Below are 12981 nucleotides of genomic sequence, written 5' to 3'. Positions count from 1 at the left end.
CGGCTCGGCTCACCAACGACCCTGCCAAATGCGCAGGGCGCGGGATATGGAATAGGGATCGTCGAAGGGGTGCCCGTGGTGTGCGAGCACACGTCGCACAACATTCGGTACCCGCGAACGAAGCAGGAAAGATGGGGACCTGCTCGGCCTCACCCTCGTCGCCGCCGGAGAAGCGACATGAGTGAGTGCGGTCTGCTTGTGGACGAAGGGCTGTTCCGGGAAGCCACGAGCCAGTTCCCCAGCGGGTCACGATAGTCACCACCGTCGACGCGGCCGGCCGTCGCTGGGTTTCACCGCGAGCGCGTTCGCGGGCCCCGTCCGTCAGTCCCCGCTTGTTCTGGTATGCCTCGACAGGTCGGCCGACTGTCACTCCGCCTTCGGGCGCACCCACCGGTTCGCCGTCAGCATCCTAGGCCCGCGCCATACCGGCTTCGCCGTTCGGTTGCGACGAAAGGAGGGCGTACTTGGAACGCCCCGCCTTCAGAATGCGGTGGCGACGGTTGAGTGCGGGTCGAGGCGCGTTACCCGGGGCGGCGACCATACGATCCTGGTCGGCCGCATCCATCCAACACACTCACTCGGCCCGAGACACCAGTGGTCTACGCGCGGAGGAGATTTTCGACGCCCCGGTGTGACACGAGGAAGCGACGGCAGCTCGTGACGCGCACGGTACTCGGCGCAGACACTGCGGCCTGCCTTCATGGCCACGGTGCGACAAACTCTGGAATGTCTCTATTTTGGGCTGCGCCAGAAAACCTGAGATTTCCCTACTACTCTTGCTGGCTGATGACCGAGTCCGGCAGCTGGACTGATTTTGTCTGGAGATATTCCTCGAGGCCGGCGGGACCGAGTTCGCGGCCGATGCCGGACTTCTTGTAGCCACCGAATGGTGCGCGTGGGTTGTAGGGGGCGCCGTTGATGTCGAGCTGCCCGGTCTGTATCTGGCGGGCGAGGGCGATCGCGCGCCGGTGGTCCGCCGACCAGATGGCGCCGGAGAGCCCGTACATCGTGTCGTTGGCGATCCGGAGTGCCTCGTCGTCATCGCGGTAGCTCATGACGGCCAGTACTGGTCCGAAGACTTCCTGTTGTGCTAGTTCGGAGGCGCTGTGCACGTCGGCGAGCACGGTGGGGGCGATGAAGTAGCCGCGCTCGCGTGCGGGCTCGGGGCCGCCGGTGACGAGTCGGGCTCCGTCCGCGACGGCACGTTCGATGTACCCGCGGACGCGTGCTTGCTGGGTCTGTGAGGCCAGCGGGCCGAGTCTGGTCGCTGGGTCGAACGGGTCTCCGACGGTGTAGCGTTGTGCGGCCTGGCGGGCGAGCAGGAGCGCCTCGTCGTAGCGTGATTCGGGCACGAGCATCCGGGTCCATGCCGCGCAGGTCTGGCCGGAGTTGAGGAATGCGTTGCCCACGCCGACTTTGACGGCGGTGTCGAGGTCGGCGTCGTCGAGGATGATGTTGGCGGACTTTCCGCCGAGTTCGAGGCATACCTTCTTGATGGTGTCCGCGGCGATCGAGGCGACGCGCCTGCCGGTCGCCGTCGAACCGGTGAAGGAGACGAGGTCGACTCCGGGATGACCGGCTACCGCCTCGCCGACCTCTGGTCCATATCCCGTCACCAGGTTCAGGACTCCCGGCGGTAGGCCAGCCTCGTGTGCCGCCTCCACGAACTGGTACACCGACAGGGGCGCCACCTCGCTTGGCTTGAGGACGACGGTGCATCCCGCCGCGACAGCCGGCAGCACTTTCGCGACCACCTGATACAGCGGGTAGTTCCACGGTGTGATGGCCCCGACCACCCCGTAGGGCTCCCGGATCACCAATGAGTTGCCGACCTGCTCTTCGAAGTTCGTTTCCTCGAGCAGGTCCCGATAGCTGCTGGCGATCGCCATGGGCACGGCGGTCTGCACACCGCGCTGCACCTTCAGTGGCGCGCCGATCTCCTGTCCGATGGTGGTGGCGATGTCCGGCAGTCGGGGCTCCAGTGCCGCGACCAGCCGGGCCACCCGGTCTCGGCACTCGGCCATGGACACACCGGGATCGAACGCGTTCCGCGCCGCTGTCACCGCACGGTCGACGTCGTCGACGGTTCCGGCCGGCACGTGTCCGATGACCTGCTCGGTGGCCGGGTTGACCACGGCGATGCGGTCTGTCCCGCTGGGTTGCACCCATTGCCCGCCGATGTAGTGCTGTGTTCTGTCGTGCTGGTCCAATGCTGCGGCCTTCCCGGTCGATGGTCGTTGCTGTGGTCTCACATCACGATGCTGGCGCGCACGACCTTGCGGCTGTCCGCTGCGGCGAACGCCGCGTTGATGTCTTCCAGGGGAAACGTCGTGGTGGCGAACTGGTCCAGCGGGAGCCGGTGCTGGTTGGCCGCGAGAAAGGAGAGCGCTTGGCTCAGCGCTGTGGGTTCGTACAGCGAGACGCCGATGATGCTCTTGTTCGCGGTGACCAGCCGGGATGGGTCGGCTGCGTAGGTTTGTCCCATGTTGATGTTGCCGACTTCCAGGTACCGGCCGCTCTGGGCGAGCATCTTCAGGCCTTCCGGCACCACGGCCGGGGTGCCGACCACCTCTACCACCACGTCCGCGCCGCCGTCGGTCAACTTGCGCGCCCGCCGGATACGATCCGCCGGATCGGGATGATCAGCGAGGCTGATCACCTCGTCAGCTCCGAATGCGCGGGCCAGTTCCAACCGCTCGGGGACCGCGTCGACCACGATGACCTGCGCGGCCCCGCGGGCGCGGGCAACCGCCGTCGCGAACAGCCCGAGCCCGCCGGCCCCCTGTATGATGACGCGTTCGCCAAAGCTCAGGTCGGCTCGCTCCAGTCCGTAGATCATCTGCGACAGCGCACAGTTGACCCCCGACACCACTTCGTCAGGCAGCGTGTCCGGCACGGTGTAGAGCACCGCGCCGGCGGGGAGCAGAAAGTAGTCACCGTAGCCACCAACGAAGTAGGGTGGTCTGCTGGCGTCGCCGAGCATGGCCATCGTCAGCTTCTGACAGGACACGCGCCGTCCCGCCAGGCAGCTCCGACACCGGTGGCAGGGAAAGAAGTAGGGGAAAACCACCCGTGTGCCCGTCTGCACCGGCGCGCCGTTGGAGTCCTCGGTGACTCGTTCGCCGGTTGCGGCCACCGAACCGACCATCTCGTGGCCGAGCACGGTTGGTAGCGTCCCGCCGAGCCCGCGGGTGACGAACGAACCGTGCCAGGCGTGCAGGTCTGAGCCGCAGATGTTGGCTCGGTGTACCTTCACCAGCACTTCGTCCGGTCCAATCGACGGTAGCGCGACGCGCCGCAGCTCAAATGGCTGCTCGGGTGCGTTGAATTGCGCGATCCGGCCCTCGAACATGTATTCTTCCTTTCTCGCCAGGCCTGTTGCGGGGCCCGCGGAACAGGCGACAGGCCTACTGGCGGCGCGGTCCCGCGGTGAGTCGCAAGGGTTCCGTTTCGCTACACGCCGGGTCCTGGTGAGGAGTCGTTTCTGGGAGCGGTAGTCGGCGGCGGCTGGTGGCCGTGGTACGGCGTGACCGGCGTCGCGGTGGGGTCGAGCGTTCCCGCGGCGATGGCGGCTTCCTGGTGGGCGATCTCCGCTTCCAGAGCTCGATTGTCCCCGCGAGCGCGTGCGGCCAGTGAGCGTGCCGCTGTCGGGAGGAGCGTGCAAGCACCGGGGATGCTTGGTCCGTGCTGGCAGCTTGTGCCGCCAGGCTGCCGGGCGACGTCGGTTGAGGGTGTACCGCGCAACAGCGCACCTCCGAACCGGCGGCGTGCTGGGCGCGCGCACCGCACGCAGCTGGTGGCCGCGGGGATTGGGTGTTCCACCCATGCTTCGTGTCGTGCACGGCACGACGTGCACGAGTATTCGACGAGAACAGCCATGGTGTCAGTCGTAGCAAGCGGGTGCGTGCTTGAGCGTCGCCCAGTCCTCGGGATCGTGGGAGATCCACACCGTGGCATCGTGCGCCCTCGCGAGCTGCTTGAGGCGACGGATCGAGCGGACCGCCTGCAAGGTGTTGTAGTCCGACGGCATCGGAAGGTCTTCGGTGAGGGCCTGGCGGAGGTGGACGGTGTCACCGGTGAGCAGGAACGTCTGGTTGGGCAGCCGCACCAGCACGCTAGTGTTGCCGGGGGTGTGACCTGGCATGCGGTGGATGACGATGCTGCCGTCGCCGAACAGGTCATGATCCGTCGAGAGCTGGTTCCATTTCCAGTCACGCGTCGTGTCGAAATCCGCGGTCCGGAAGAAGGGTTTGGCCGCGGGCAACGGCCAGTACGAGTAGGGCAGGTCGCCTTCACCGATGTACAGCTGAGCGTCGGGGAAGAGCCGGATGCCGCCGGCATGGTCGAAATGCGCGTGCGAGACGATCACGTGATCGATGGCCGAGGGCTTGTAGCCAAGCGCCTCGAGTTTCCGGTCCACACGGTCCTCCGGTCCGTAGGCGAGTCCGACGACGTCCGCGAGGTCGCCGTAGACGGCGTGCGGGTCCTTGGCCGCCTCAAACGCGATGCCGGTGTCGAACAGGACCAGCCCCCGGTCGTGTTCGATGAGAAAGGACGGTACCGGAATGGTGACCTGCCCCTGCCCGTTGACGATCATGATGCCGGTGTCGAGTGTGAATTCCGCCCCCGGCAAAGCCCACATCCGGTTGGCTGTTCCCGTGTTCATGTCGTTTCTCCTTGGTGTCGTCTTGACTTGGTTTCGCGTCAGGGGGTCTTGTCCGTGCTGTGGTTGTTTCCGGCGGCAATTTGTTGACGGAGCAGCTTCTTGTCGAATTTTCCGACTCCGGTCTTGGGTACCTCGTCGACGAACACGAAGCGGTCCGGCAACCAGAACTTGGGGAACTTCTCACGGAGGAATTCGGTGAGATCGTCGGACGCCACCGGCGAGTTGGTGGCGACGATGGCGATCGGTCGCTCCAGCCAGACCGGATCCGGTGCGGCTACCACCGCGGCTTCCCGGACTTCCGGATGCCCCATGAGTGCGTTCTCCAAATCGACTGACGAGATCCATTCGCCACCGCTTTTGATCAGGTCTTTGACGCGATCGACCAGCGACAGGTAGCCGTTCTGGTCGATGACGCCGACGTCGCCGGTGTGGAACCAGCCACCAGCGAAGCTGTCCTGGGAACGTGTGTCGTGGTAGTAGGCGCGGGCCACCCAGGGGGAGCGCGCGAGGATCTCCCCGGCGTGTTTGCCATCCCAGGGCAGCTCTTCGCCGTGGTCGTCGACCAGCTTGATCTCCACGAGCGGCATCGGCTGGCCTTGGGTGCCGAGCAGGCGGAACTTCCCCTCGTCGTCGAGGTCGGTGAACTGGCTTGTGAGGGTGGTGAAGGTGAGCAGCGGCGACGCCTCGGTCATGCCCCAGCCCTGGCACACGTGCACGCCGTGTGCTTGCTGCCACCACCGTATCTCGCCGATCGGGGGCGCCTGGCCGCCCAGCCACAAGGTGTGCAGCGAGTCGAGAACGTAGGATTGCCGTCCGGATTCGAGTTCCTGGCGCATGAGCATGCCGACCGTCACCGCGGCGACGCAGACACTGACTCGGGCGTGCTCGATGATCTCCAGGTAGTGGTGCGGTCGTGGCTGCGTTCCCGGCAACGCCAGCGATGCTCCTTGCAGGGCGCAGGCGTACGGCATGCCCCACGAGTTGACGTGGGACATAGGCGTCACCAGGAGATAGGTCTCCCGCTCGGCGACGCCGATCGATCCCTGCAGGCACAGGATCAGGGCGTGCAGCACGGTGCTGCGGTGGCTGTACACCACGCCCTTGGGTTCCCCGGTGGTGCCCGACGTGTAGCACATTCCGGCTGGGCTGTCCTCGTCAACATCGGGGAACTCGATCTCCTCGTCGGCGTCGGCGAGCAACTCCTCGTACCCGTAGACCGGTCCCAGCGCGGTCGTCGGCGGCGGGCCATCCCCGAACACGACCACTGCTTTCACATTGGTGAGCCGGTCGCGGATCTGTTCCAGCATCGGCAGCTGTTCAGGACTGACCAGGAGCACGCTGTCCCCGGCGTGTTCGATGACGTACCCGATCTGGTCCGGGGATAGCCGGATGTTGATGGTGTGCAGCACCACGCCCATGCAGGGCACCGCGAAGTAGGCTTCGTAGTGCTGGTCGGTGTTCCAGCCCAACGTGCCCACCCGGTCACCGGTGCGTACGCCGAGCCGGTTCAGCGCGTCAGCCAGCCGCCGAACTCGCTTCCCGAATTCGGCGTAGGTATAGCGGCGGTAGCCGTCGTCGCGCCGCGTGATGATCTGTTTGTGCCCGAAGAGCCGTTCCGCGCGCCACAACAGCGTCTTCAGTTGCAGCGGCCGGTCCATCATGAGACTGTCCACGCTGCTCTCCCTTCGAACTCGGTGCCGGGTGTACCGGCTTTCCGCCTCGCTGTCAGGCGGAAAGCCGGGCGAAGTCCCGGGCGTAGTAGACAAGGGGGGTGTGATCGCGCAGCCGCACGTTGACCGCTTCGCCGATGAGGATCACGTGATCACCGGCCGGGTGGCGGGCCTGCGTCCGGCACACCAGGGAGGCCACCGCCTCTGGCAACACCGGCAGACCGTCGGCGTCCGTGTCGAATTCGCCACCGGCGAACTTGTCCGCTCCCTTGGTGGCAAACCGTTTCGCCAGGGGAGCATGCTCTTCGCCGAGGATATTGACCACCCACTTGCTTGAGGTGCGGAAGGCACGGTAGCTGTCGGCGGAGACGGCCAGACAGGCCAGCACCAGCGGCGGTTCCGCGGATACGGAGCAGAAGGCGCTCGCGGTGAATCCCCACCGCGCTCCGCAGTGGTCGGTCGTGGTCACGATGGTGACTCCGCTGGGGAACCGGGACATCGCATCGCGAAACTGCGCCGCGAACGTCTCATGCGCCGGAGGGCCCTGTTGGCCGCGTGCGGTGGTCTCGGTCATGGCTGCGACTGCTCCCGGGCGGTTGTCGGCGTGCCGCCGACCGGATCCAGCCGGTGTCCCAGCCGGTCTCGTTTGGTCATCAGATAGGCGGCGTTGTGCTCACCGGCCGTGACGATGAGCGGTACGCGCGACGCGATCGTGATGTCGTAGCCCGAAAGCCCCGAGTATTTGGCCGGATTGTTGGTCATCAGGCGAATCGAGTGGACGCCGAGGTCGGCCAGGATCTGAGCCCCCACACCGTACTCGCGGCTGTCCACCGGCAGGCCAAGGGCCAGGTTCGCGTCGACGGTGTCCAATCCCTGGTCCTGCAGGGTGTAGGCACGGAGCTTGTGCCCGAGCCCGATGCCGCGGCCTTCCTGACCTCGCAGGTACACCAGGACACCGCTGCCTGCCTCGGCGATTTCGCGCAACGCCTGGCGTAGTTGCTCCCCGCAGTCGCAACGCGCGGAACCCAGGACGTCGCCAGTGAGGCACTCGGAGTGCACGCGGACGAGGACCTCGTCGCGGTTCGCGCCGTCCCCCGCCACGAGGGCGAGGTGCTCGGTGCCGTCGAGCAGGGAGGTGTAGCAGAACGCGTCGAAGGTGCCGTAGGGTGTCGGCAACGGTGCCTGCGATGTGCGTTCGACGAGGCGCTCGGTGCGCTGACGGTAGCGGATCAGATCCGCGATGGTGAGCACGGTGAGCCCGTGACGTCGGGCGAAGGCGGCCAGCTGTGGCCTGCGGGCCACCGTGCCGTCGTCGTTGACGATCTCAGCGAGCACGCTGGCGGGTCGCTTCCCGGCCAGCCGCGCCAAGTCTACTGCGGCCTCGGTGTGCCCAGCCCGTTTGAGCACGCCGCCGGGCCGAGCGCGAAGCGGGAAAACATGGCCGGGCCGGGTGAAGTCGTGCGGACCGGCCGCCGGGTCGCTCAGTGCCCGGATTGTCGACGCTCGGTCTGCGGCGGAAATGCCAGTGGTGGTGCCCTCGCGCAGATCCACCGAGACGGTGAACGCGGTGCCACGGGGATCGTCGCCCATGGCCACCATCGGTTCCAGGCGGAGTTGGTCCAGCCGTTGCCCGTCCATGGCCACACAGGCGAGGCCGCTCGTGTGGCGCACCAGGAAGGCTATCTGTGCACTGGTGACGGTTTCCGCCGCGATGATCAGATCACCCTCGTTCTCGCGATCCTCATCGTCGATCACGACGACGAACTCGCCCCGGGCGAAGGCGGCCACCGCCGCGCGCACCGCCGTGTCGGCCTCGTCGGTGTTCTGGGAGCCGGACACCTGGATCGGCCGCGCGGACCGCTCGTGACATTGCATCTGTCGCATTCGTCGACACCGTTTCACTCTGGGAGTTTGGGCTCGGATCGTTTGACACCTGTTTTCCGCTTGGCGCGCAGCGCCGCCAACGTCGCGGCCGAGTCCTCCGTGGATTGCACGACGGCCATGTGTGAGGCGATCATGTTCAAGTGCGTTCGCGCGTCCAGGTGCAACGACTCGTATGTCGCACGCTTGATGAAGCCGACCGCCACCGGGGGCAGTGCCGCGAGGCGGGCGGCCAGCTCGTAGGTGCGGGTGAGCAATTCGCCGTCGGGGTAGCAGTGGTTGGCGAGTCCGATTCGCTCCGCCCTCGGGCCGTCTACCACGTCGCCGGTGAGCAGGAGTTCGAGTGCGCGGGCAACGCCGACCAGCCGGGGAAGCCACAGGCAGCCACCATCGCCTGGGATGAGGCCCGCGTGAATGTAGCCTTCGCTCAACCGGGCCGACTCGCCGACCAGACGGATGTCGCACATCAGCGCCATGTCCAGACCGGCGCCCACCGCGGTCCCCTGTACCGCCGCGATCACCGGTTTGTCCAGGTCCTCCAGGGCGCGTGCCACCCGGTGTACCTCGTCGGTGAGCATCCGCCGACGCGACAGCGGCGCCGGATCCACGGAGGTCAACTCGTCGAGGTCGATACCGGAGCAGAACGCGCCGCCTGCACCGCGCACCACGACCGCCCGCACCTGATCGTCCTTGGCCGCCTCGTGCAGCGCGTCCGCCCAGTGACGCACCATCTGAAGGGTGAAGGCGTTCTTCCGCTCGGGGCGGTTGAGCAGAATGGTGGCGACCGCGTCAGCCCGGGAGTACTCCAGGTCAGCCATTTGCGCGCACCTCCGCCGGGTCGGTCACAAGCGTCCACAGATCTGGTGCGGCGCAGGCAGCCGCGCCGAGTTCCCGCTCCCAGAACCGCTCATTGCCGAACTCGTCGCGCCATGACCACAAGCGGGTGGTGATCAGCCGCAACGGATGCTCGTCGGTGAAGCCAAGCGCGCCGTGTACCTGATGGGCCAGTCGCGCCACCACGCCCGCGGCACGACCGGCCTGCGCCTTGGCCGCTGCCGTGAGGATCCAGTCCGGTTGCTGACCAGCTGTGGCGGCCGACATCGCGACCGTGGTGCTGGCCGCCGCCTCCTCAGCCATCGCCGCGAGGTGATGGCTGACGGCCTGGAACCGGGAAATCGGGCGGCCGAACTGCTCCCGCTGCCCGGCGTAGGTGATCGTCGAATCGAGTGCGGCTTCCATGGCCCCGCTGAGCAGCAGTGCCCGGCCAAGCGCACCGCGAACCCGAAATGCCCTGCCGGAGATCGTGGCGTCCACTTCGGTGACGTCCTCGCCCGGCACGAAAGTGTCCTGCAGCAGCAAAGTATCCCGGGGCTCTCCGGCCAGGTTACGGCCACGTTCCCACGCTTCCCTCGGCGAGTCCAGGATCGCCACCAGCGGCTCGGCACGGTCAAGCAGCACCGCGACCCGCTCGGCCAGGTGGCCGTAGGGAACCCTGGACAGTTTCCCCGTCAACCGGTACCCCCCGGGGCATCGGTCGACTGCCATGTCCGTGGTCGCCGACGCGGTCAGCGGACCGGTCGGAACCGTCCGGCTGGCCGCGGCCAGTAGCCACCCTGCCAACAGCGCCGTCTCCGCCAATGGCACCGGCACCGCGGCGCGTCCGATCTCGTGCACCACGACGGCGGCCTCGGCCAGCCCCGCCCCGGCCCCACCAGAGGACTCGGGCACCGGCAGCACGGTGAACTCCGCCTTTGTCAAGGAGTCCCATACCTCGTCAGCCCACCCGCCTGAGTACCGGGCCGCGGCCTCCGGCGTCCACTCCGAGCAGATCTGAGCCGCGGTCGCCGCGATCGCGTGCAACTCCTCGTTCATGCGCGCTCCAACGCCTTGGCGACGACCCCGCGCAGCACCTCGTTGGTGCCACCGCGCAGGGTGTATCCGGGGGAATGAAGCAGACCGCGAACAAGGTGGCCGGTGAACGTGCCCAGCGCCGCGTCCGGATCCGGCATCTCGTCGGCGAGCATCCGCGCCCGCTCGGCCACCTCCTGTTCGAACCGGGTGCCCAGATCCTTGACCAGCGCGGCGGCCACGTCGGCGGGTTTGCCCGCCGCGAGCATTCCGGCGACAGACAACGACAACTGCCGCAGGGTGAGCAGGCGGGACGTGAGCGCGCCGATCTCGGCGACCGCCGCCGGGTCTCGGTCCGCGCGTCGGCGTACCTCGGAGACGAGCGCGGCGAGCAGGGGGAAGGTGGTGAGCAGGCGTTCCGGTCCGCTGCGTTCATAACCCAGCTCAGAGGTGACCTGGCCCCAACCGCTGCCGATCTCACCCAGCACGTACCGATCCGGGACGAACACTCCGTCCAGCTGTACCTCGTTGAACTCGTGCTCACCGGTGAGCAGCCGGACCGGCCGTACGGTGACACCCTCGGCACGCAGGTTCACGATGAACTGGCTCAGCCCGGCGTGCCGATCTCCGGTATCCGGTGCGCTTCTGGCGAGCACGAAGAACCACTGCGCCCGATGTGCTCCGCTGGTCCACACCTTCGTCCCGGTCAGCCGCCAACCGCCAGCCACTCGGACCGCTCGTGTCCGCACGGAAGCCAGGTCGGAGCCGCTGTCAGGTTCGCTCATGCCGATGGCGAAGTAACAGCGTCCCGCCGCGATCTCAGGCAGGAACTCCGCCCGCTGCTGTTCGCTGCCGTAGCGCAGCAGCGAGGGCGCTGTCTGGCGGTCAGCGATCCAGTGCGCCGCCACCGGGGCCCCCACGGCGAGGAGCTCTTCAAGTACCACCTGCCGATCCAGCACCGTCCGTCCCTGCCCGCCGTACCGGCGCGGAATGGTCATGCCAATCCACCCGTGCTCGGCCAGCCGCCGGGAGAACGGCTCGTCCCAGCCGGTCAACCAGGAGTCACATTGTGGGGTGAACGCACCTCGCCGGATCTCGGAATCGAGAAACGTACGTACTTCGGCCCGGAGCGGTTCCAGACCGGGCGGAACCCGCACCACATCTATCGGTAGAACGCGGCTGCTCATCAGTGCCTCCTGTTGTGACAGAGGGATCCGCCGCCGCGGCCGGTCGGCGAGGGGAATGGTCCGGCCGCGGCGGTCACGTGCCTCACAGCCAGTTCGGAGCGATCTCGGAGGCCCACAGCTCGATGCTGCGCATCTGCACGTCGTGCGGCACCGGGCCGGGGTATTGCCACTGCAGCAGATACTCGGGGTCGTGCTGCGACACCAACTTCTCGATCTGGCGGTTGATGTCGTCAGGCGTACCGACGAACTCGAAACCACGCTCACACAGGGTGTCGTAGTCGGCCCCGATCTGGCCGGTCTCGCCGGGATTCCGCATCACCTCGGCAAAGCCCATCGGCCCGAACCAGTTTGGGAAGATGAAACCATTACCGCGTCGGGCCCAGTAATGGGCCTCATCGGCGTCTCGTGACACCAGCACGTCGCGGAAGATGCCCACCCCCTCCCCGCGCTTGAGCGCTCCGCGACCCGCCGCCTCGGCCTCCTCCTGATACACGTCCAGCAACCGAGAAATGACCTCGTCATTGGTGTTCATCACGATCGGGACGATGCCCTCGCGGGCGCAGAACCGGAAGGACTCCTCGCTGAAGCTGAACGGCTGGAACACCTGCGGCCACGGCTTCTGGTACGGCTTCGGGGCGATACCGACCTCGGTGATCACGCCCTGATCGTCCTGGCCACCGCCAAAATTATTCACCGCTTCGTGATTGAAATCGATTCCCGGCGGCGGAACCTGCCAGTTCTCGGTTTTCAGAGACGTCGTGCGCTCGCTCCACAGCGCCTTCATGATCTCCCAGTGCTCGTTGAACCGCTTGCGGTTGGCCACATCGCGTTCCGACTTGTCGGAGGACGTGGCGCCGACGTGGTACGTCTGCCCGAGCACGTCCGCCCACCGCTTCTGATACCCCCTGGCGATCCCGACGAAGGAGCGTCCGCGCGTCATCTGGTCGAGCATCGCGAGGTCCTCGGCCAGCCGAATCGGATTCTGGAACGGCAGCACGTTCGCCATCTGCCCGACCTTGATCCGCTGTGTCTGCATCGCGATGTACAGATCGAGCAGGATCGGGTTGTTCGACTCCTCGAAGCCTTCGATGTGGAAATGGTGCTCCGTAAACGCGACGCCCCAGTACCCGAGATCGTCAGCCAGTTGCGCCTGCTTGGTGATCTGGAAGAGCATGTTCTGGTAGTTCTTGTCGTTGACCCCAGCGAAGCCCTTCTTCATCTGGTCATAACTGCCCACGGCCGGCAGGTAGAACAAAATCTCCTTCATAAGACTTACTCCTCACATCGGTTAACTGGTCAAGCCCGGCTTCGGTAGACCACGAAAGGGTTCCCGCTGGGGTCCCGCAATACCGCCCGAATCTCGTGCGCCCCCTCAACCGGCCCGGACAACACCGTCGCACCGGCCGCCAGCAGTCGGGACACCGCAACCGAGACGTCGTCGCTCCGGAACACCGGCAACGCCGACTCCGGCACCGGATGGTCAGCCGGAGTCGCCAAGGCGAGCTTTATCGACCCGGCGGAGAGTTCGGCATAGTCGTCCCGATCCCGCATCCGGACACCGAGCCCCAACCCATCTCGATAAAAGGCCAATGAACTTTCCAAATCGGACGCGGGGAGCAGGATAGACCGCAAATCACACTTCGAATCAGCCACAAACACTCCATTCGTCCGATCTCGCGAGTTTGGCCGAGGTTTCACCTGTGGAAACAGATTGTTACCCGCCACGCGG

Annotated in this window: 12 protein-coding genes; 1 reads left to right on the top strand and 11 read right to left on the bottom strand. The window is 66.5% G+C overall.

Features of this window, described 5'->3' with window-relative positions; genetic code table 11:
* Window positions 1–181: 181 nt before the first annotated feature.
* On the top strand, window positions 182–661 hold the full coding sequence (locus H5411_RS49445) for a flavin reductase (RefSeq protein WP_110341361.1): 480 nt from the start codon (window positions 182–184) through the stop codon (window positions 659–661).
* A gap of 109 nt (window positions 662–770) precedes the next feature.
* Here the strand turns inward: H5411_RS49445 and H5411_RS38465 are convergent, their stop codons facing one another.
* From H5411_RS38465 to H5411_RS38415, 11 genes are all read right to left on the bottom strand, one after another.
* Window positions 771–2210 (bottom strand): aldehyde dehydrogenase family protein, encoded by a 1440-nt coding sequence (locus tag H5411_RS38465; protein ID WP_110341362.1) that lies wholly within the window; start codon window positions 2208–2210, stop codon window positions 771–773.
* Window positions 2211–2248: 38 nt separating this feature from the next.
* On the bottom strand, window positions 2249–3352 hold the full coding sequence (locus H5411_RS38460; RefSeq protein ID WP_110341363.1) for a zinc-binding dehydrogenase: 1104 nt from the start codon (window positions 3350–3352) through the stop codon (window positions 2249–2251).
* Between the two features lie 531 nt (window positions 3353–3883).
* A complete protein-coding gene (locus tag H5411_RS38455) occupies window positions 3884–4666 on the bottom strand; it encodes an N-acyl homoserine lactonase family protein (protein WP_110341365.1) in 783 nt (260 codons plus the stop codon).
* Window positions 4667–4704: 38 nt separating this feature from the next.
* Window positions 4705–6339: a long-chain fatty acid--CoA ligase gene (locus H5411_RS38450; RefSeq protein ID WP_233520114.1), complete on the bottom strand. Its 1635-nt coding sequence runs from the start codon at window positions 6337–6339 to the stop codon at window positions 4705–4707.
* A 52-nt stretch (window positions 6340–6391) separates the two neighbouring features.
* Window positions 6392–6910 (bottom strand): flavin reductase family protein, encoded by a 519-nt coding sequence (locus H5411_RS38445; RefSeq protein ID WP_110341369.1) that lies wholly within the window; start codon window positions 6908–6910, stop codon window positions 6392–6394.
* Window positions 6907–8220 carry a bifunctional 3,4-dihydroxy-2-butanone-4-phosphate synthase/GTP cyclohydrolase II gene (locus H5411_RS38440; protein WP_110341371.1) on the bottom strand — a complete coding sequence of 438 codons (1314 nt, stop codon included), beginning with the start codon at window positions 8218–8220 and terminating at the stop codon, window positions 6907–6909. The genes H5411_RS38445 and H5411_RS38440 overlap by 4 nt, the downstream gene beginning before the upstream one ends.
* A gap of 14 nt (window positions 8221–8234) precedes the next feature.
* The gene (locus tag H5411_RS38435) at window positions 8235–9035 is read right to left on the bottom strand and encodes an enoyl-CoA hydratase/isomerase family protein (RefSeq protein WP_110341373.1); all 801 of its coding nucleotides are present in this window, start codon (window positions 9033–9035) and stop codon (window positions 8235–8237) included.
* Window positions 9028–10089, bottom strand: a complete 1062-nt coding sequence (locus H5411_RS38430) for an acyl-CoA dehydrogenase family protein (protein WP_110341375.1) — start codon at window positions 10087–10089, stop codon at window positions 9028–9030. The genes H5411_RS38435 and H5411_RS38430 overlap by 8 nt, the downstream gene beginning before the upstream one ends.
* Window positions 10086–11252, bottom strand: a complete 1167-nt coding sequence (locus H5411_RS38425; protein ID WP_110341377.1) for an acyl-CoA dehydrogenase family protein — start codon at window positions 11250–11252, stop codon at window positions 10086–10088. Before H5411_RS38425 ends, H5411_RS38430 begins: the two co-directional genes overlap by 4 nt.
* Before the next feature lie 82 nt (window positions 11253–11334).
* On the bottom strand, window positions 11335–12519 hold the full coding sequence (locus H5411_RS38420; RefSeq protein WP_110341379.1) for an LLM class flavin-dependent oxidoreductase: 1185 nt from the start codon (window positions 12517–12519) through the stop codon (window positions 11335–11337).
* 29 nt (window positions 12520–12548) lie between these two features.
* A complete protein-coding gene (locus tag H5411_RS38415; RefSeq protein WP_199542770.1) occupies window positions 12549–12905 on the bottom strand; it encodes a VOC family protein in 357 nt (118 codons plus the stop codon).
* Between the last annotated feature and the right edge of the window lie 76 nt (window positions 12906–12981).

The organism is Amycolatopsis echigonensis (assembly GCF_014174495.1).
Classification (GTDB): domain Bacteria; phylum Actinomycetota; class Actinomycetes; order Mycobacteriales; family Pseudonocardiaceae; genus Amycolatopsis; species Amycolatopsis echigonensis.
This window is presented reverse-complemented; position numbering and strand designations above follow the sequence as displayed.